Source organism: Variovorax sp. UC122_21 (assembly GCF_044056785.1).
Taxonomy (GTDB): Bacteria; Pseudomonadota; Gammaproteobacteria; order Burkholderiales; family Burkholderiaceae_C; genus Variovorax.
In genome coordinates this window covers 1,715,487-1,732,811 of the sequence record NZ_CP172004.1, presented here as the reverse complement: position 1 = coordinate 1,732,811, position 17,325 = coordinate 1,715,487, and the positions used below count along the sequence as shown (strand labels likewise).

At 70.9% G+C, this 17,325-nt stretch carries 16 protein-coding genes and 2 pseudogenes; 8 read left to right on the top strand and 10 right to left on the bottom strand.

What is annotated here, in order from left to right:
• Positions 1-111: 111 nt before the first annotated feature.
• Positions 112-666 (bottom strand): OmpA family protein, encoded by a 555-nt coding sequence (locus tag ACHMXE_RS20445; protein WP_281080781.1) that lies wholly within the window; start codon positions 664-666, stop codon positions 112-114.
• A gap of 187 nt (positions 667-853) precedes the next feature.
• Here ACHMXE_RS20445 and ACHMXE_RS20440 point away from each other — a divergent pair.
• Positions 854-1,394, top strand: a pseudogene (locus tag ACHMXE_RS20440) (gamma-glutamylcyclotransferase); the annotation flags it as partial.
• A 161-nt stretch (positions 1,395-1,555) separates the two neighbouring features.
• Positions 1,556-2,098 (top strand): superoxide dismutase family protein, encoded by a 543-nt coding sequence (locus tag ACHMXE_RS20435; RefSeq protein ID WP_203202140.1) that lies wholly within the window; start codon positions 1,556-1,558, stop codon positions 2,096-2,098.
• Between the two features lie 9 nt (positions 2,099-2,107).
• Here the strand turns inward: ACHMXE_RS20435 and ACHMXE_RS20430 are convergent, their stop codons facing one another.
• On the bottom strand, positions 2,108-2,692 hold the full coding sequence (locus tag ACHMXE_RS20430) for an NTP transferase domain-containing protein (protein WP_395351014.1): 585 nt from the start codon (positions 2,690-2,692) through the stop codon (positions 2,108-2,110).
• 32 nt (positions 2,693-2,724) lie between these two features.
• Here ACHMXE_RS20430 and pdxH point away from each other — a divergent pair, with 32 nt between their 5' ends.
• On the top strand, positions 2,725-3,378 hold the full coding sequence (pdxH, locus tag ACHMXE_RS20425; RefSeq protein WP_209545354.1) for a pyridoxamine 5'-phosphate oxidase: 654 nt from the start codon (positions 2,725-2,727) through the stop codon (positions 3,376-3,378).
• A gap of 4 nt (positions 3,379-3,382) precedes the next feature.
• Here pdxH and ACHMXE_RS20420 read toward each other — a convergent pair whose 3' ends face one another.
• The 6 genes from ACHMXE_RS20420 to msrA all read right to left on the bottom strand — a co-directional run bounded on the left by ACHMXE_RS20420 (position 3,383) and on the right by msrA (position 9,323).
• The gene (locus ACHMXE_RS20420) at positions 3,383-4,591 is read right to left on the bottom strand and encodes an OmpA family protein (protein ID WP_395351013.1); all 1,209 of its coding nucleotides are present in this window, start codon (positions 4,589-4,591) and stop codon (positions 3,383-3,385) included.
• A complete protein-coding gene (locus ACHMXE_RS20415; RefSeq protein ID WP_395351012.1) occupies positions 4,591-4,977 on the bottom strand; it encodes a hypothetical protein in 387 nt (128 codons plus the stop codon). The genes ACHMXE_RS20420 and ACHMXE_RS20415 overlap by 1 nt, the downstream gene beginning before the upstream one ends.
• A 151-nt stretch (positions 4,978-5,128) precedes the next feature.
• The gene (locus tag ACHMXE_RS20410; RefSeq protein ID WP_395351011.1) at positions 5,129-6,079 is read right to left on the bottom strand and encodes an AEC family transporter; all 951 of its coding nucleotides are present in this window, start codon (positions 6,077-6,079) and stop codon (positions 5,129-5,131) included.
• A 65-nt stretch (positions 6,080-6,144) separates the two neighbouring features.
• The gene (locus ACHMXE_RS20405; RefSeq protein WP_395351010.1) at positions 6,145-8,247 is read right to left on the bottom strand and encodes a TonB-dependent receptor; all 2,103 of its coding nucleotides are present in this window, start codon (positions 8,245-8,247) and stop codon (positions 6,145-6,147) included.
• Positions 8,248-8,326: 79 nt separating this feature from the next.
• Positions 8,327-8,668, bottom strand: coding sequence for a hypothetical protein (locus tag ACHMXE_RS20400; protein WP_203202147.1), 342 nt, complete (start codon positions 8,666-8,668; stop codon positions 8,327-8,329).
• Positions 8,669-8,771: 103 nt separating this feature from the next.
• On the bottom strand, positions 8,772-9,323 hold the full coding sequence (gene msrA / locus ACHMXE_RS20395; protein WP_395351009.1) for a peptide-methionine (S)-S-oxide reductase MsrA: 552 nt from the start codon (positions 9,321-9,323) through the stop codon (positions 8,772-8,774).
• Positions 9,324-9,423: 100 nt separating this feature from the next.
• On the opposite strand from msrA, the gene ACHMXE_RS20390 reads away from it, so the two are divergent.
• The 4 genes from ACHMXE_RS20390 to ACHMXE_RS20375 are packed head-to-tail and all read left to right on the top strand — an operon-like array spanning position 9,424 to position 12,771.
• Positions 9,424-10,137, top strand: coding sequence for a TetR/AcrR family transcriptional regulator (locus tag ACHMXE_RS20390; protein ID WP_209545343.1), 714 nt, complete (start codon positions 9,424-9,426; stop codon positions 10,135-10,137).
• A 41-nt stretch (positions 10,138-10,178) separates the two neighbouring features.
• On the top strand, positions 10,179-10,856 hold the full coding sequence (locus tag ACHMXE_RS20385) for a protein-L-isoaspartate O-methyltransferase (RefSeq protein ID WP_209545342.1): 678 nt from the start codon (positions 10,179-10,181) through the stop codon (positions 10,854-10,856).
• A 13-nt stretch (positions 10,857-10,869) separates the two neighbouring features.
• A complete protein-coding gene (locus ACHMXE_RS20380) occupies positions 10,870-11,208 on the top strand; it encodes a rhodanese-like domain-containing protein (protein ID WP_057596286.1) in 339 nt (112 codons plus the stop codon).
• A 24-nt stretch (positions 11,209-11,232) separates the two neighbouring features.
• Positions 11,233-12,771, top strand: coding sequence for a TolC family outer membrane protein (locus tag ACHMXE_RS20375; RefSeq protein ID WP_395351008.1), 1,539 nt, complete (start codon positions 11,233-11,235; stop codon positions 12,769-12,771).
• Positions 12,772-12,775: 4 nt separating this feature from the next.
• Here the strand turns inward: ACHMXE_RS20375 and ACHMXE_RS20370 are convergent, their stop codons facing one another.
• The gene (locus ACHMXE_RS20370; protein WP_395351007.1) at positions 12,776-14,206 is read right to left on the bottom strand and encodes a 3-deoxy-D-manno-octulosonic acid transferase; all 1,431 of its coding nucleotides are present in this window, start codon (positions 14,204-14,206) and stop codon (positions 12,776-12,778) included.
• Between the two features lie 6 nt (positions 14,207-14,212).
• Positions 14,213-15,597: pseudogene (locus ACHMXE_RS20365) on the bottom strand (phosphomannomutase/phosphoglucomutase).
• Between the two features lie 114 nt (positions 15,598-15,711).
• On the opposite strand from ACHMXE_RS20365, the gene ACHMXE_RS20360 reads away from it, so the two are divergent.
• A complete protein-coding gene (locus ACHMXE_RS20360) occupies positions 15,712-17,319 on the top strand; it encodes a DNA-3-methyladenine glycosylase 2 family protein (RefSeq protein WP_395351005.1) in 1,608 nt (535 codons plus the stop codon).
• Positions 17,320-17,325: the final 6 nt, after the last annotated feature.

The window sequence follows — 17,325 nt, the reverse complement described above, 5'->3', positions numbered from 1 at the left end:
GCACCGTGCCAATACGAATCCACGCCTGGATACCGATGCTTGCAGAACACCGGACGCGGGCCCGCGCGAGCCCGCGTTGCGGCGCATTCCGCGCGCCGCGGCGGCCTCGAATCAATCGAGCAGCTTGACCTCGACCCGACGCGCCTGCGCATCGTTGCCGCTGCCGGCCGTGACGGGCGGGCGCAGCAGGTCGATCTTGTCGGCCGGCACGCCGAGGCCGACGAGCACGTCGCGCACCGTCTCGGCACGCTTCTTCGCGAGCTGTTCGTTGACCGCCGCGTCGCCGGTGGTGTCGTGGAAGCCCGAGACCACGGCCTTGCGGCCGGCCTCGACGCCCTTGATGACCGCGGCCAGCGCTTCCGCGGCACCGGGCGCGAGGTCGGCGCTGCCGGTCGCGAAGTAGAAGTTCACCACGCCGTTGGCGACGCGGATGCTGGCGCCGTCGGGGATCGTGACGGTGACGGTCTCGGTGACCTCGGCCACCGTGGCCTGGGTGGCCGGGGCCGCGGCCGGCACCGTGATGGCGGTCTGCGCCGTCGCGGAAGCCTTGGCGGGCGTCTTGTGCCACGCCGCGAAGCCGATCACCCCACCGACGATCAGCAGCAGCAGGATCGCGATCAGTCCGAGGGCGAAATTCTGCTGGCTGTCGTCGGTGTTGTTCGTCACGCGTGCTCCATAGGATGAAAGCGGCCGGTAAATAATGGGGTGGTCAACCATGATCAGGAAATTGTAGGCATGGGTCCTTCTCCCGACACTGTAGGCGCTGGCCCCACCTCGGGCTCGGACCCGGCGCCCCAATCCCGGGCCGCCGGGTCTGGATCCGCTGCCCAAGCCGCTGCGCGACCCGCAACCGATGCTCGAGCGCACCATCGCCGAATGGGGCGGCCACGAGGACCTCTGGCTGTTCGGCTACGGCTCGCTGATCTGGCGGCCCGAGTTCGATTTCATCGAGCGCCGCCCGGCCTGGGTGCGCGGCTGGCACCGTGCGCTGAAGATGTGGAGCCGCGTCAACCGCGGCAGCGTGCAGACGCCGGGCCTGGTGTTCGGCCTGCTCTCGGGCGGCAGCGTGCGCGGCATGGTGTTCCGCGTGCCGGCCGCGCAGGGCCTGGACACGCTGCGCCGGCTCTGGCTGCGCGAGATGCCCACCGGCGTCTACGACCCCAAGTGGCTGCGCTGCACCACCGCCTCGGGGCCGGTGAGCGCGCTGGCCTTCACGCTGTCGCGGCGCAGCCCCAGACTTCACGGGCGAGCTCAGCGACGAGCGCTACCGCCACATCTTCGCGAATGCCGTGGGCCGCTACGGCAGCTCGCTCGACTATGCGCAGCAGACGCTCGAGGAGCTGCGCCGCCATGCGATCCACGACGTGGCGCTCGCGCGGCTGGTGGCGCTGGCCGTCCCGCCTGCCGTGGCCTCGGACACATCGACCGGGCACACTGCATCGCCGGCCCCGACCGATTGCGATGTGGTGCCGCCTCCGGTATACGTCGCAGGGTCTTCCGACAAGAAATCCTCTCAACCTTCCGGACCCTCCGGATCTCCCGACAAGGACCAACAATGAAGAACTCCTCCCGCCGCCTCGCCGGCGCCGCCACCGCCGTGCTCGCGGCCACCTTGCTGGCCGCCTGCGGCACGCTGGGCGGCAAGCCCGCCACCACGGTCGACCTGGTGCCCACCGGCGCGATCACGCCGAACCCGACCACGGGCACCGTCACCTTCACCGCGCTCGAGCATGGCGTGCGCGTGGCCGGCATCGTGCGCGGCCTGCCGCCGAACACCGAGCACGGCTTCCACATCCACGAGAAGGGCGACTGCGGCGACAACGGCAATGCCTCGGGCGGCCACTTCAACCCCAGCGGCGGCACTCACGGCAAATTCGCCGCGCCGGGCAGCCATGCGGGCGAACTGCCGAGCCTGGTGGCCAACGGCGCCGGCGAGGCACGCTTCAGCGTCGAGAACCATGCGATCTCGCTGACGCCGGGCGCCGCCAACAGCGTGATCGGCCGCGCGCTGGTGGTGCACCGCGACAAGGACGACTTCACGACGCAGCCGGCCGGCAACTCGGGCCCGCGCATCGCCTGCGCGGTGATCGGCAAGTAAGGGCTTCGTTCAGCCGGCGCGCTGTGCGCCGGCCGCCTCGCGCGCGCGCCACAGCGCCTCGGCGCACGCCAGGGCCTCGGGGGTGTCGATGTCGGTCACGACGCCGGCATCGTCGAGCGCCAGGTCAGCTACCGAATCCATAGCACGCAAAGCCCGCAGGACGGGCGCCGCGCCGAAGTTGCCTTCGAGCGCGGCGAGCGCCGCATGGCAGCCGGCGGCAAAGCCCACCGGATGCCCGCGCTCCCCCTGGTAGTTCGGCTGCGCCGCCTGCACGCCGCCCGCGAGCGCCGCGGCCACCGCGCGCATCGTTTGCGGCAGCACCAGCGGCAGGTCGCCCGGCAGGATCAGCCAGCCGGCCGCGCCCGCCGTGGCGCGCACCGCGGCGGCAATGGAATCGCCCATGCCCGGATGGCCCGCGTCCTCCACATGCCAGGGCAGGCCGCTCGCGCGCACCGCGTCGAGCGTGCGCTCGAGCACAGGCTTGCCGGCCAGCGGCGCGCGCAGCTTGGAGCCGCTGCCGCCGGCGGCCACGAAGCGTTCGCCGCGGCCCGAGGCCAGCACGATCACGGTCGGGGGATTCGCGAGGGGGGTCACGGCGCGAGTATCGCTTGGGCAACAATGCCGCCATGACTTCCCCGACTTCCAAAGAATCGCTGGCCGCGCTGCGCAAGAGCTACGAGCGCGCCGAGCTCGGCGAGGCGCACAGCGCCGACGATCCGCTGCGCCAGTTCGAACGCTGGCTCGACGAGGCCATCGACGCCCAGGTGCCCGAGCCCAACGCGATGACCTTGTGCACCGTCGGCAGCGACCTGCGGCCCTCGAGCCGCATCGTGCTGATCAAGGGCTACGACGCGCGCGGCCTGGTCTGGTACACCAACTACGAGAGCCGCAAGGGTCGCGAGCTCGCGGGCAACCCCTATGCCTCGCTGCAGTTCCACTGGGTCGAGCTCGAGCGCGTGGTGCGCATCGAGGGCCGGGTCGAGAAGGCCGGCGCCGACGAGAGCGACGCCTACTACGCGAGCCGCCCGCTGGATTCGCGCCTGGGCGCCTGGGCCAGCCCGCAGAGCGAGGTGATCGGCGGGCGCGAGGTGCTGGTGAAGAATGCGGCCGTCGCCGCCGCGAAGTACCTGCTCTCGCCGCCGCGCCCGCCGCACTGGGGCGGCTATCGGCTGGTGCCCGACCGCTGGGAGTTCTGGCAGGGCCGCAAGAGCCGGCTGCACGACCGGCTGCGCTACCGGCTCGAGGCCGGCCTGTGGACGCGCGAACGGCTAGCCCCCTGACAAATCAGGCCTCGCAGGCCGTCACCTTGAATTCGACGCGACGATCGAGCGCGTCGCTCGCATCGTCGGCGCCCGTGCCCACGATGTTCTCGCGGAAGCCGGCGCCGGCTTCGCGCAGCTTCTTCGCCAGCGGCGGGGCCTCGCCCACCAGCCGGGTCTTGACGGTCACCGCGCGCTGCAGCGACAGCCGTTCGTTGACCGCCTCCGAGCCCGTGCGGCTGGTGTGGCCGGTCACGACCACGCAGGAATCGATCTGCGCCGCCTGGCGCGCGATCTGGCGCAGCCACATCGGGTAGGCGGCGCTGATCTTCGGGTCGGCCAGGAAGTCGGTCGAGCCCGGCTTGAACAGGAACTTCACGCTGAGGTTGTTGGTTTCGAGCCCCAGCCGCGCGAGCGTGCCGAAGGTCTTCTCGGCATCGGCGGTGCGACCGAGCTGCGACTGCGTGAGGTACAGGCCGCTGTAGACGCGCAGCTGCTGCCCGTCGGGGCGACGCGAGGCGGCGTCGTAGCGCGCCAGCGCCTCCTGCAGCCGGCCGGCCTCGTAGGCGGCGGTGGCTTCCTGCATCACGGTCGCGGTCGGCAGGCGCTCGAGGTAGAGCGCGTCGGCGGCCTGGCCCGGCTGGGTCTCGGCGGTGCGGATGTAGCCCTCGACGCCGCGGTCCTTGCCGTTGACCGGGCTGTCGCGGAAGAAGGCCGTGGGCCGGGTGTCGAGCGAGGCATCGCTGATGCGCGCCACCGACTGCGCGATCACCACGCCGCTCTTGATCTCGGTCAGCGCCAGGTTCAGCCGGTAGGGCGAGCCGCCCGCTTCCTTGTCGCGCACCAGCGTGCCGTTGAGCACGTACTGCGCGGTGGCGATCTCGGTGCTGTTGAACGGCGTCACGGTGAACTGCTCGAACTGCGCCTGCATGCGCTGGACGATGCGCTGCTCGGCCACGCGCGTGACCTCGGTCTGCTGGCCGCTGGCGCTCTCGAGCAGCGGGTCGATGACGATGCGGCTCTGCTTCATCGAGGACTCGACCTTGGCGAGGAAACCCGGCAGCTTCTTGGTCTGCACCATCAAGTCGTCCACCGCCTGGTCGACGGCCTGTTCGAAGGGCATCGCGTTGCCCGGCTGCGGACGCTGTGCCGCGCAGGCCGCGAGCAGCACGGCGGCGGCGCCGAGCGCCATCGCGCGCAGCGCGCTGCGCAGGCTGGAGGGGATCTTCATCATCAGCATTGGCTCCTCAAGTACGTCATGTCCTGGTCCGACAGCGGCTCGCCCACGGCGGCGCGCATGTTGATCTCGGTGCAGCGCTTCGTCGGCGCCGGCCGGCGCGCGGGCGCGGGCCGGTCGGCCTCGTGCTCCGCGACGCGGGCCGGCGGCGCCTCGACCGGCGCGCGCGGCTTGGGCGGCGGCCGCGCGGCCGCCTTCTCGCTCGGCCGGTCGACGGCGGCCGGCGGCTTCGCCGGTTCGGACGCCGGTTTCTCCTCCGGCTTGGGCACGGCCAGACAGGGCGTGCGGCACGGCTTGGCCTGCGCCGCCGCCGGCGTGGCGGCGCCCAGCAGCAGCCATGGCGCGATCGCCGTCGCGATCAGCACCATCGCAGCAACGGGCATGGATCGCGTCTGGCAAATCATCAGCGGGGAAATGTAGAGCGGCCGGCGGCGCTCCACATCTCGCCAAACGGCCACCCTGCCGAACGGCATAGGGGGCGCGGGGCGGGCAGGAAATCGAAAGGCTACGGTTTCGCGTGGCCCGCGGTCGGCCTCAGGGCAACCACTGCACCCAGAGCATCACCAGCGTGAGCGTGGCCAGCGCCAGCAGCGTGGAGACCGCGACGCTGGCGGTCACCAGGTCCTCGGCGCTGCGGTAGCGCTGCGAGAACAGGAACACGTTGGCGCCGATCGGCAGCGCGGCCGCGACCACCATCACCGTGAGTGGCAGGCCGCGCACGCCGAGCGCCCAGCCGATGATCGCCACCAGGAGCGGATGCAGCAGGTTCTTGACGCTGGCCTGCACCAGTGCGCCGCGCCAGTAGCGCCCCACCGGCGTGAGCGCCAGCGTGATGCCCACCATGACCAGCGCGACCGGGCCGAAGGCCTGGCCCAGCAGCTCGATGGTGCGGTCGACCGGCTGCGGCATGACCCAGCCGCTCTGCGCGAACAGCAGGCCCGCGATGATCGGCAGCGGCACCGGATGGATGATGGCGTTGCGCAGCGCGCGCAGCACGGTGCGCAGCATCGAGCGCTTCTCGGCGCCGCTGACCACCGCATGCTCGCGCGCCACCGCGAGCTCGAGCACCACGGTGGCGCTGGTCATCAGCACCAGCGAATGCAGCGAGATCAAGGTCAGCAGCACCACCATGCCGGCCTCGCCATAGGCCAGGCCGACCAGCACGATGCCGATCATCACGGTGTTGCTGTAGGTGTTGGCGAGCGCGAGCACCGCGCCCGTGCGGTTGAAGCCGCGCAGCGCCAAGGTGGCCGCGAACAGCAGCCCCGAGGCGATGAAGTAGGCGGCCACCGGCTTGAAGCGCAGTTCCTCGACGTGCACGCCGCTCATCGCGCGGAACAGCAGCGCCGGCGCGAGCAGCAGGAAGATCAGGTTGGAGAGGTCCTTGACCGCGTTGCCGCCGATCCAGCGGCGCCTCCCGGCCAGGTAGCCCGCCGCGATCAGCAGCACGACGGGCAGGAGGGAGGAGATGACGAACGAATTCACCGGTCGAGGATAGCCGAGCGTTCGCGCCGGCCTCCCCCCCGCCGGGGGAAGGAGGCACCCTCCGGTCAGAAGGTCACGCGCACGCCCACCTTCAGCGACCGCCCCGGCAGCGGCGCGGCCGGATACACCGTCGTCGTCAGGATCGAGGTCGCGCTGTACGCCAGCTTGTTGCCGATGTTGTCGACGCGCGCATACCAGGTGAGGTTGGCGCGCTGCACCTTCATGCGGTAGGCGATCGAGGCGTTCCACAGCGTGTACGCATCGGTCTCGCGCGCGCCGACGCCCGGCACGCGGTGCTGCGCGGCGTTGTAGTCGAAGCCGACGCGGCCGCTCCACGGGCCGTTGCCGTAGACCAGCGTGGCGCCCACGCGCACCGGCGCGATGCGCGGCAGCGGCTCGCCGGTGTCGGTGTTCTTCGCGCGCACCAGGTCGCCGCGCCATTCGAGGTCGAGCGTGCCGGCGTCGGCCATGCGCGCGAAGCCGTCGCTGCCCAGCAGGCGCAGGTTGCCGCTGGCCTCGATGCCGGTGAAGCGCGCGCGCACGCCGTTGTAGAGGTACTCGGCCAGCGTGTCGGTGACCTCGGGGTCGGTCACGACCTGGCCCTCCTCGTCGAGCGTGCGGCCCGAGGCGGTCAGGCCGATGTAGTTGCGAAAGCGCGTGACGTAGGCGTTGACGCGCGCCGTGTTCGGCCCCGACTTCCATTGCGCGCCGAGGTCGAAGCCGGTCGACTGCTCCTTGCTGAGGTTCGGGTTGCCGACCTCCCACGCGGCCGTGGCCACGTGCGGGCCGTTGGCCAGCAGCTCGTAGTCCTTGGGCGCGCGCTCGGTGTAGGCGATGTTCGAGGTCAGCTGCCACTGCGGCGCGAGGTTGACCAAAGCGCCGAAGGCGGCGCTGTTCGGGTTGAAGGTGCGCTCGCCGATCGCGAAGCGGTTGATGCTCGGATCGTCGGGATAGCCGAGCGAGCGCACGGTGACGCGCTCGGTGCGCGCGCCGAAGCTCAGCTTGCCCCACGAGGTGCCCATCTCCTCGTAGAGGAACAGCGCGCGCGAGCGCGTGCGGCTGTGCGGCGCGAAGGCTTCCTCGCCGTCGGCGGCGAAGCGGTTGGTCTCGGCGCTGAAGCCCATCAGGCCTTCCAGCGGTCCGATCTTCTCGTGCCGTACCTCGACGCGCAGGTCGTTGCTCATGTTCGAGAAAGTGGTGCCGGCCTCGGCGCCCTCGAACTCGGTGTGGCGGTAGTTGGTGTGGCTGAGCTTGGCGTGGACACTGCGGATGATGCCGCCCGGGCGCCATTCGCCCTCGATCGCGTAGCGGTCGGACTTCATCGCGATGGTCACGTCGTCCTCGGCCACGGTGCCGTAGTTGCTGCGGTAAGTGCTGGCCGAGGCGCCGATCCAGCCCCGGTCGAAGAACAGCGTGCCGCCGATCGCACCGCCGTGCGCCTCGTTGGCCGAGTTGCAGATCTTGCGCGCGCGCCAGGGCGAGCCGGGCTTCTCGCAGTTCAGGTCGATCGGCGCCGAAACGTCGCTCGAGTCACGCTTGAAGGCATCGGCATGCAGCGCGAAGCGGCCGTTGCCGCCCTCGAGCATCACGGCGCCGTTTTTCTCGCGGTTGCCGGTGGCGTAGCCGAGGTCGGCGCGGCCGCCGAAGCCCTCGATCGGCTCGCTCGGGATGCGGTTGTCGATCAGGTTGACCACGCCGCCGACCGCGCTGCCGCCGTACTGCAGCGCCGACGGGCCGCGCAGCACCTCGACGCGCTCGGTGACCAGCGCGTCGACCGGCACCGCGTGGTCGTAGCTCAGCGCCGAGGCGTCGGGCGCGCCGCCGCCGTTCTGCAGGATGCGGATGCGGTCGCCGTCCTGGCCGCGGATGATCGGCCGGCTGGCATTGGGACCGAAGTAGGTGCTGCTGACGCCGGGGATGTTGTCGAGCGTCTGGCCCAAGGTGGACTGCGAGCGCAGCAGCAGTTCGTCGCCCGAGAGCGTGGTGGTGGGCGCGATCAGGTCGCTGGCACCCAGCGGGTTGCCGGTGACGGTGATCTCGCGCAGGCTGGTGGTGGGTTGCTGCGGGTTCGGCGAGGGATCGGCGGGTGCGGTCTGGGCCAGGGCCGCGGCCGAGGCGAGCGAAAGAACGGCAGCGCCGATGGCGTTGCGACGGAATTGGGGGGTCATGAATGAAAACTCGTTGAATCGATCAGCGACCGCCGGCCACCCGTGCGCGACGGGTGGCGGCGAATCGGAAACGGGGGATTCAGCGAGCGACAGGCGGGCCGCGTGCGTCGAACAGCGCGACCCAGCGCGCCAGCGCCTCGCCCTGCAGCCAGGCGAAGGTGGCGAAAGGCAGCAGCACCGGGAGCACCACCAGCGGCACGCCGAGCGCGCTGGCGCCGTGCGAGAGCTGGTCGTAGAGCCGGCACTCGGCATCGGTGTGCAGCCCGAACAGGCTGGCGATGCCATGCGGATGCACATGCTCGGCCCGGGACGCCGTGGCCTCGGCGGCCGTGGCCGTCGCCAGCCCGGGCACGTGCAGCGTGCGGTGCATCAGCCCGAGCGTGCCGGACAGCCACAGCGCCACCGCCAGCACGACGAGCATCGCGCGGGCGGAGACGGAGACGGGACGGCGAAGCGTGTGCACGAAGAAAAAGCTGGCAGGAATCGGGCCAGGACGGCCCGGGAGCGAAGCGGTCAGGCCTTCTTCACTTCTTCACGCGCGCGGCGAAGGTCTTCTGGAACTTCTCGACCTTCGGTCCCACGACGAAGGCGCAGTAGCCCTGGTTCGGGTGGTTCAGGAAGTAGTCCTGGTGGTAGGCCTCGGCGGTCGAGTAGTTGTCGAGCGGCTTGACCTCGGTCACCACCGGCGAGGCGTAGGTCTTGCCGGCCTCGATCTCGCGGATGACCTCGTCGGCCACCTGCTTCTGCGCCTCGGTCGTGTAGTAGATGCCGCTGCGGTATTGGGTGCCGACGTCGTTGCCCTGGCGGTTGAGCGTCGTGGGGTCGTGCACCACGAAGAAGATCTCGAGGATCTCGCGCAGGGCGATCTGCGCCGGGTCGAAAGTCAGCTTGACCACCTCGTTGTGGCCGGTGCGGCCGGTGCAGACCTGCTCGTAGCTGGGGTTGACCGTCTGGCCGTTCGAATAGCCCGATTCCACGTCGACCACCCCCTGCACGCGGTCGAACACCGCCTCGGTGCACCAGAAGCAGCCGCCGCCGAGCACGATGGTTTCGGTGGTGGAAGGCGAAGAGGTCATGGGGGACTCCAGGAACGGACTGACAAGGGAACCCGATATTGTCGCGGCTTGACGCATTCGATGCGGCTCACTACATTACTAACCCGCGAGTCATTAAACAATGCCCACTCCCCGATTCCTTGCCGACAAGCTCTGCCCGGTCCGCGCCAAGCGCGAGCGGCGCAAGGAGGCACGCCCCGGCGAACTGCTGGCGGCGGCACTCGACCTGTTCGTCGAGAAGGGCTATGCCGCCACCCGCTCGGAAGAAGTGGCGGTGCGTGCCGGCGTCTCCAAGGGCACGCTGTTCCTCTATTTCCCGAGCAAGGAAGAGCTGTTCAAGGCCGTGGTGGTCGAGAACCTCGGCGGCCGTTTCACCGAGTGGAACCAGGAATTCGAGACCTTCGAGGGCACCACGGCCCAGATGCTGCGCTACTGCATGCGCGTGTGGTGGGAACGCGTGGGCCTGACCCAGGCCTCGGGCCTCACCAAGCTGATGATGAGCGAAGGCGCCAACTTCCCCGAGCTGGCCGACTTCTACCGCCAGGAGGTGGTGCGGCCGGGCCATGCGTTGCTTCGGCGCATCATCCAGCGCGGCATCGACCGCGGCGAGTTCCGGCCGGTCGACGTCGACCACACCATCTACTCGGTGGTGGCGCCGATGATCTTCCTGATGCTCTGGAAGCACTCGGCCAACCTGTGCGTCGACGAGGGCGACAACTTCGACCCGCTCAAGTACATCGAGATGCAGGCCGACGCGGTGCTCTACGGCCTGAGCACCCGGCCGCGGGCCGAGGTGGAACCCGACGAAGCCGCTGGCCCGTCGGGTGCCGCCTAAAATTGAAGGTTTGTCCTGACCCGCCCCCAGAAGGAAAACCCATGAGCACCGCCCCCACCCTCGAGCGCTTGCGCTTCAACATGATCGAACAGCAGATCCGCCCCTGGGATGTGCTGGACCTGGAAATCCTCGACCTGCTGGCGGTCATCCGCCGCGAGGACTACGTGCCCGAGGCGCACCGCGCGCTGTCCTTCTTCGACATGGAGCTGCCGCTGCTCGACGGCTCGGTGCCCGGCGAATTCATGCTGTCGCCCAAGGTCGAGGCGCGCACGCTGCAGGACCTGCACGTGCAGAAGCACGAATCGGTGCTCGAGATCGGCACCGGCTCCGGCTTCATGGCCGCCCTGCTCGGCGCCCGCGCCGCCAAGGTGCTGTCGCTCGAGATCAACCCCGCGCTGGCCGCCCGCGCCGCCGAGACCCTGCGCCAGAACGGCGTGACCAACGTCGAGGTGCGCCATGCCGACGGCGCCGTGCCGCTGCCCAGCGGCCCGAGCTTCGACGTGATCGTGCTCAGCGGCTCGGTCGCGCGCATTCCGCAGAACCTGCTCGGCTCGCTCAAGGTCGGCGGCCGCCTGGCGGCGATCGTCGGCGACGAGCCCATGATGCGCGCCCACTTCGTGACCCGCACCAGCGAGAGCAAGTGGGACACGATCCAGCCCTGGGACACGGTGGCGCCGCGCCTTTTGAACTTCCCCGAGCCGTCGCGCTTCGCGTTCTGATCGGGCCGGCCGCATGATCGATCAAGTCCGCCCCGCCGACCTCGCCGCCTGGTTTGCACAGGACGCCGATGCACCCGCCGTGCTGCTCGACGTCCGCGAGCCCTGGGAGCTGCAGACCGCGAGCGTCGCCCCGGCGGGCTTCACGCTGCTGGCGATCCCGATGAACGAGATCCCCGCGCGCCTGTCCGAGCTCGACGAGAACCAGCGCATCGCCTGCCTGTGCCACCACGGCGCCCGCAGCCAGCGCGTGGCCGCCTTCCTGCACCAGAACGGCTTTGCGCAACTGGCCAACGTGGCCGGCGGCATCGACGCCTGGTCCGCGCAGCACGACCCCGCCGTGCCGCGCTACTGATTCCTCCGCTCCCAAGGACTTTCAATGCCTCCCAGGCCCCGGCTCCTGCCTCTTTCCGCAGCCATCGCAAGCCTTCTTGCCACGCTGCTCGCATCGCCGGCCCAGGGCCAGACACTGAACGAACTCTACGAATCGGCGCGTGGCTTCGATGCCACCTACCAGGGCGCGCGCGCCCAGTACGACGCCAGCGTGGCGCGCGCCGCGCAGGCCAGGGCCGGCATCCTGCCGGCCGTCGGGCTCAGCGCGGGCGTGAACCGCAACAACCTCGACATCGACGTCATCACGGGCAACCAGCAGGGCAGTTCCTCGCGCGACTTCACGCAGCAGAATGTCGGCATCAACGCCACCCAGCCGCTGTACCGGCCCGCCAACTGGGCCACCTGGGAGCAGGGCAAGCGCCAGGCCGAGATCGCGCAGTCGGTGTTCACCATCGCCGAGCAGGACCTGATCGTGCGCGTGAGCCAGGCCTATTTCGACGTGCTCGCGAGCCAGGACAGCCTGTCGCTGGTGCGCGCGCAGAAGGCGGCCGTGTCCGAGCAGCTCGCCTCGGCCAAGCGCAACTTCGAGGTCGGCACCTCCACCATCACCGACTCGCGCGAGGCCCAGGCCCGCTACGACCTCGTGGTGGCGCAGGAGATCGCGGCCGAGAACGATCTGCGCGTGAAGAAGATCGTGCTCGACCAGCTGGTCGGCCGCCCCGGCAGCGTGCCGGTGCCGCTGGCGGTGCCGGTGGTGCTGCCGACCGCGCAGCCGGCCGACATCGAGGCCTGGGTCTCGCAGGCCGACGCCGGGCATCCGGCGATCCGCCAGGCGCAGCTCGGCGTCGACGTGGCGGGCCTCGAGATCGAGAAGGCGCGCGCCGGCCACAAGCCCACGCTGGACGCCAACCTCGGCTACAACGTCACGCGCAACCCGAACGGCACCAGCACCAGCACCGTGGGCACGCGCATCAACGCCGCCACCGTGGGCGTGACCTTCAACATGCCGCTGTTCGCGGGCTTCGCGACCGAGAACCGCATCAAGGAAACGCTGGCCCTCGAGGACCAGTCGCGCAGCGTGCTCGACGGCACGCGCCGCAACGTGGCGCAGGCCACGCGCGCGGCCTACCTCGGGCTGGTCTCGGGCGCGGGCCAGGTCAAGGCGCTCGAGGCCGCCGAGGCCTCGAGCCAGAGCGCGCTCGACGCCAACCGGCTGGGCTACCAGGTGGGCGTGCGCATCAACATCGACGTGCTCAATTCGCAGAGCCAGCTCTACCAGACCAAGCGCGACCTCGCGCAGGCGCGCTACAACGTGCTGCTGGGCAACCTGAAGCTGCGCCAGGCCAACGGCACGCTGACGGTGGCCGACATGGACGCCATCAACGCCACGCTGGCGAAGAACGGCAGCGTGCCCGCGGTGCCGGCCCCATCGACCACGCCGGCCGATCCGAACGCGGTGGCCGTGCCGCCCGCGCGGCCCAGCGTGCCGGTGGTGCCGCCGGTGCCGGTGGCGCCGTTCAATCCGCCGCCGCCCGCGATCCCCGTGGCACCGCCGCCGCCGCCGGTGCTGAACCCGGGGCGCTGAAAGCCTAGTCGAGCGTGGGTTCCGCGCGCTCGCGCGGACCTTCCGCCGCCGGCTGCGCGGCCTGGGCCGGCGGCTGCGCCGGCTCGTCGGCCAGCGCCGGCTCCACCGCTTCCTCGGGCTCGGCCGCCATCGCGATCGCGAGCACCGCGGCCGCCGTGCGCTCGGCCGCGCCGCGGTTGGAGGACGAGAAGGCCTGCGCGGCCTGCGACATCGCCTCGCGGCGCTCGCGGTTCTCGACCAGCTTGAGCGCGCTGGTCACGGCCTGCTCCATGGTCTCGACGCGCAGCGAGGCACCGGCCGCGAGCGACAGCTGCGCGGCCTCCGCGAAATTGAAGGTCGACGGCCCCATCACGACCGGGCAGCCGCAGGCCGCGGGCTCGATCAGGTTCTGGCCGCCCAGGGGTTCGAAGCTGCCGCCGAGCAGCGCGACGTCGGCCAGGCCGTAGTACAGCGCCATCTCGCCGAGCGAATCGCCGAGCCAGATCTCGGCCTCGGCCGGCTGGCCCGCCGTGCTGCGGCGCGCCACCGCGAAGCCCTCGGCCTCGATCAGCGCCGCCACCTCGTCGAAACGCTGCGGATGGCGCGGCACGATCATCCATTGCACGTCGTGCACCCGCTTCGAGATCGAGCGGACCGCCCCCTGCTCGGGCGGCACGGGCGCGGTGGCGCCGAAGCGGCGCAGCACCTCGAGCAGCAGGCGTTCCTCGCCGTCGCGCGAACTGGCCAGCACCACGATCGGCTTGGGCAGCGTGCCGCGCAGCCGGGCGGCCGCGTGCAGTTGCCGCACGTCGGGCGTGGCGTCGAACTTGAGGTTGCCGTAGATGCCCGAGACCTTGGCGCCCAGCGACACCAGCCGGTGCGCGTCGGCCTCGGTCTGAGCCCAGACGGCGCTCAGCGCCGAATAGGCCGGCCGCGCCAGCCAGCCCAGCCGCTCGGCCGAGGCCAGCGATTTCTCGTTGAGCCGCGCATTGGCCAGCACCAGCGGGATGCGGCGCTCGGCGCAGGCCGCGGCCATCTCGGGCCAGACCTCGGTTTCCATCAGCACGCCGATGCGCGGCTGGAAGCGGTCGAGGAAGCGCGCCACGGCGCCCGGCGTGTCCCAGGGCTGCCAGACCTGCGTGTCGCCCTCGCGCAGCAGCTTGGCGCCCTCCTCGCGGCCGGTGGCGGTGCCGTGCGTGAGCAGGATCGGGATCTCGGGGAACTGGCGCCGCAGCTCCTCGATGAGGATGGCGGCGGCGCGCGTCTCGCCGAGCGAGACCGCATGCACCCAGCACTGGGCGTGGCCGGTGATGGCGGCGTCGTAGTGGCCGAAGCGCTCCTCGACCGCCACCGCGTAGCCGGGCTCGGCCACGGCGCGGCGCCGCAGCTTGCGGCGCACCAAAGGCTGGGCCAGGGTGGTGAAGGCGCCGTACAGGCGCAGCAGCAGCGAACGCACGATGTCCTAGTGCGCCGCTTCGGCCAGCGTGGCGTCGGGCTTCACCGTCTTGAGCAGCGCCAGCATGCGGGCCTCGATGCGCTCGAGCGCCGCCTGGGTCTGGCCCTCGAAGCGCAGCACCAGCACCGGCGTGGTGTTGGAGGCACGGATCAGGCCGAAGCCGTCGGGCCAGTCGACGCGCAGGCCGTCGATGGTCGACACCTGCGCCGGGGCCTCGAAGCTCGCCGCCTTCAGCAGTTGTTCGACCACCGCGTGCGGCTCGCCCTCGGCGCACTTCACGTTGAGCTCGGGCGTGGAGAAGCTCGTGGGCAGCGCGTTTGAGCACGTCGCCCGCGTTCGGGCTCTTGCTGAGAATCTCGAGCATGCGGCAGCCGGCATAGGTGCCGTCGTCGAAGCCGAACCAGCGCTCCTTGAAGAAGATGTGGCCGCTCATCTCGCCGCCCAGCGGCGAATCGAGTTCCTTCATCTTCGCCTTGATCAGCGAATGGCCGGTCTTGAAGATCAGCGGCTTGCCGCCCGCGGGCCTCGATCGCCGGGCCCAGGCGCTGCGAGCACTTCACGTCGTAGACGATGGTGCCGCCCGGCACGCGCGACAGCACGTCCTGCGCGAACAGCTGCATCTGGCGGTCGGGGAAGATGTTCTGGCCGTCCCTGGTGACGATGCCCAGCCGGTCGCCGTCGCCGTCGAAGGCCAGGCCCAGCTCGGCATCGCCCTGCTGCAGCGCGGCGATCAGGTCCTTCAAGTTCTCGGGCTTGCTGGGGTCGGGATGGTGATTCGGGAAGTTGCCGTCGACCTCGCTGAACAGCTCGGTCACCTCGCAGCCCAGCGCACGGAAGATGGCGGGAGCCGTCGCGCCGGCGATGCCGTTGCCCGAATCGACCACGATCTTCATCGGCCGCGCGAGCCGCACGTCGCCCACGATGCGCTGCACGTAGGCCTCGGTCACGTCGACCCGGCGCACGCTGCCGCCGGGCGCGAGCGTCGCGCTGCCTGCTTCCATGGTCTTGCGCAGTGCCTGGATCTCGTCGCCGTAGATCGCGCGGCCGGCCAGCACCATCTTGAAGCCGTTGTAGTCCTTGGGGTTGTGGCTGCCCGTGACCTGGATGCCGCTGGTGGCGAGCGTGTGGGCCGCGAAGTACAGCATGGGCGTGGTGACCGCGCCCACGTCGATCACCTCGACACCGGTGGCCACCAGGCCGCGGATCAGCGCTTCGGAGAGCGAGGGACCCGACAGGCGCCCGTCTCGCCCCACGGCCACCGATCTTTCGCCGGCGGCCCGCGCCGCACTGCCGAAGGCCCGCCCCAGGGCTTCAGCCACTTCGGGAGTCAGCGTGGAGGGCACCACGCCGCGGATGTCGTAGGCCTTGAAGATCGACGCGCTGAGCTGCATGAAAAAGGATTCCTCTGTGGATTCGTAGACCCCGGGGATTGTAGGCATCGCCAGGGGTACCCACATGTCCGAAAACGGCCAGTCGAAACGCCTCGAAACCTTAATATTTGGCCCATGACAAACGCCAACGCCTCCCCCGACGTGCTCGAGAGCGATGCCTGCTACCTGGCGCTGAAGACGCACGACGCGCGCTTCGACGGCTCGTTCTTCACCGCGGTGACCTCCACCGGCATCTACTGCCGCCCGGTCTGCCGCGTGAAGCTGCCGCGGCGCGAGAACTGCCGTTTCTTCCGCCACGCGGCCCAGGCCGAGGCCGAGGGCTTCCGCCCCTGCCTGCGCTGCCGGCCCGAACTGGCACCGCGCCCCATGGGCACGGCCAACTGGTCGACCGAGGACGCCTCGCGCATCCTCGCGCAGCAGGCGGCGCGGCTGATCGACGAGCCCGACGCCTGGACCGACGAGGGCCCGGGCGCCGCGCAGATCGCGGCCCGGCTCGGCGTCAGCGACCGCCACCTGCGCCGCATCTTCGAGGCCCAGTTCGGCGTCTCGCCGCTGCAGTACCTGCAGACGCGCCGCCTGCTCGCGGCCAAGCAGCTGATCGCCGACACCCGCCTGCCGATGACGCAGGTGGCGCTGGCCAGCGGCTTCGCGAGCGTGCGCCGCTTCAACGCGGCCTTCGTCGAGCACTACGGGCTCAATCCGAGCGCCTTGCGGCGCGCCGGCGGCGCCGAGGGCGGCGACGGCCGCGCGATCGAGGTGCGACTGGGCTTTCGCCCGCCCTACGACCCGAACGCGATGCTCGGCTTCTTCGCGCGCCGCGCGCTGCGCGGGGTCGAGCGCGTGACGGCCGAGGACGGCAAGGTGCCGGTGGCGGGCAAGAACACCCAGGCCCCGGCCTTCACGCGGCTGGCGCGCACGCTGCGCGTGCAGCACGGCGCGCAGGTGCATGCCGGCTGGCTGCAGCTGCGCTTCGACATGGCGCGCGAACAGATGCTGCTGTCGGTCAGCGATTCGCTGGCGCCGGTGCTGCCGGTGGTGATCAGCCGCGCCCGCGCCATGCTCGACATCGACGCCGATCCGATGGCCATCAACGCCGCGCTGCACGAGGCCTTTCCGCATGGCGACGGGCTGCGCGTGCCCGGCACGGTCGACGGCTTCGAGCTCGCGGTGCGCGCGGTGCTGGGCCAGCAGATCACGGTGGCCGCGGCACGCACCCTGGGCTCGCGGCTGGTCGAGGCCTTCGGCGAAGCGATCGCCACGCCCATCGACGGGCTCGACCGCCTGTTTCCCACGCCCGCCGCCATCGCGGCCGCCAGCGGCGATGCGCTGGGCCAGCTCGGCATCGTGCGCCAGCGCCAGGCCGCGCTGCATGCGCTGGCGCGCGCCGCGGCCGAGGGCCGGCTGCCGCTGCACGCGGGCGCCGATGTGCCCTCGACCATCGCCGCGCTGCAGGAACTGCCGGGCATCGGCGCCTGGACCGCGCAGTACATCGCCATGCGCGCGCTGCGCTGGCCCGATGCCTTTCCGGCCGGCGACGTCGCGCTGCAGAAGGCGCTGGGCGTGAGCACCGCGCGCGCCGCGAGCGAGGCCTCGCAGGCCTGGCGCCCGTGGCGCAGCTATGCGGTGCTGCGCGCCTGGCATGCACCCACCTCTTCCACGCCGTCCGCCGAGCCAGCGCCCGCGGACATCCCTTCCACTCCCACGGCAGGCCTCACCGCCTGAGAAGCC

Excerpts from the sequence above, each read along its gene's own strand:
- ACHMXE_RS20420 (WP_395351013.1), bottom strand. The coding sequence starts at position 4,591 with ATGATGAAGATCCCCTCCAGCCTGCGCAGCGCGCTGCGCGCGATGGCG.
- ACHMXE_RS20390 (WP_209545343.1), top strand. The coding sequence starts at position 9,424 with ATGCCCACTCCCCGATTCCTTGCCGACAAGCTCTGCCCGGTCCGCGCC.
- ACHMXE_RS20435 (WP_203202140.1), top strand. The coding sequence starts at position 1,556 with ATGAAGAACTCCTCCCGCCGCCTCGCCGGCGCCGCCACCGCCGTGCTC.
- ACHMXE_RS20415 (WP_395351012.1), bottom strand. The coding sequence starts at position 4,977 with ATGCCCGTTGCTGCGATGGTGCTGATCGCGACGGCGATCGCGCCATGG.
- ACHMXE_RS20405 (WP_395351010.1), bottom strand. The coding sequence starts at position 8,247 with ATGACCCCCCAATTCCGTCGCAACGCCATCGGCGCTGCCGTTCTTTCG.
- ACHMXE_RS20400 (WP_203202147.1), bottom strand. The coding sequence starts at position 8,668 with ATGCTCGTCGTGCTGGCGGTGGCGCTGTGGCTGTCCGGCACGCTCGGG.
- pdxH (WP_209545354.1), top strand. The coding sequence starts at position 2,725 with ATGACTTCCCCGACTTCCAAAGAATCGCTGGCCGCGCTGCGCAAGAGC.
- ACHMXE_RS20380 (WP_057596286.1), top strand. The coding sequence starts at position 10,870 with ATGATCGATCAAGTCCGCCCCGCCGACCTCGCCGCCTGGTTTGCACAG.
- ACHMXE_RS20385 (WP_209545342.1), top strand. The coding sequence starts at position 10,179 with ATGAGCACCGCCCCCACCCTCGAGCGCTTGCGCTTCAACATGATCGAA.
- ACHMXE_RS20360 (WP_395351005.1), top strand. The coding sequence starts at position 15,712 with ATGACAAACGCCAACGCCTCCCCCGACGTGCTCGAGAGCGATGCCTGC.
- ACHMXE_RS20375 (WP_395351008.1), top strand. The coding sequence starts at position 11,233 with ATGCCTCCCAGGCCCCGGCTCCTGCCTCTTTCCGCAGCCATCGCAAGC.
- msrA (WP_395351009.1), bottom strand. The coding sequence starts at position 9,323 with ATGACCTCTTCGCCTTCCACCACCGAAACCATCGTGCTCGGCGGCGGC.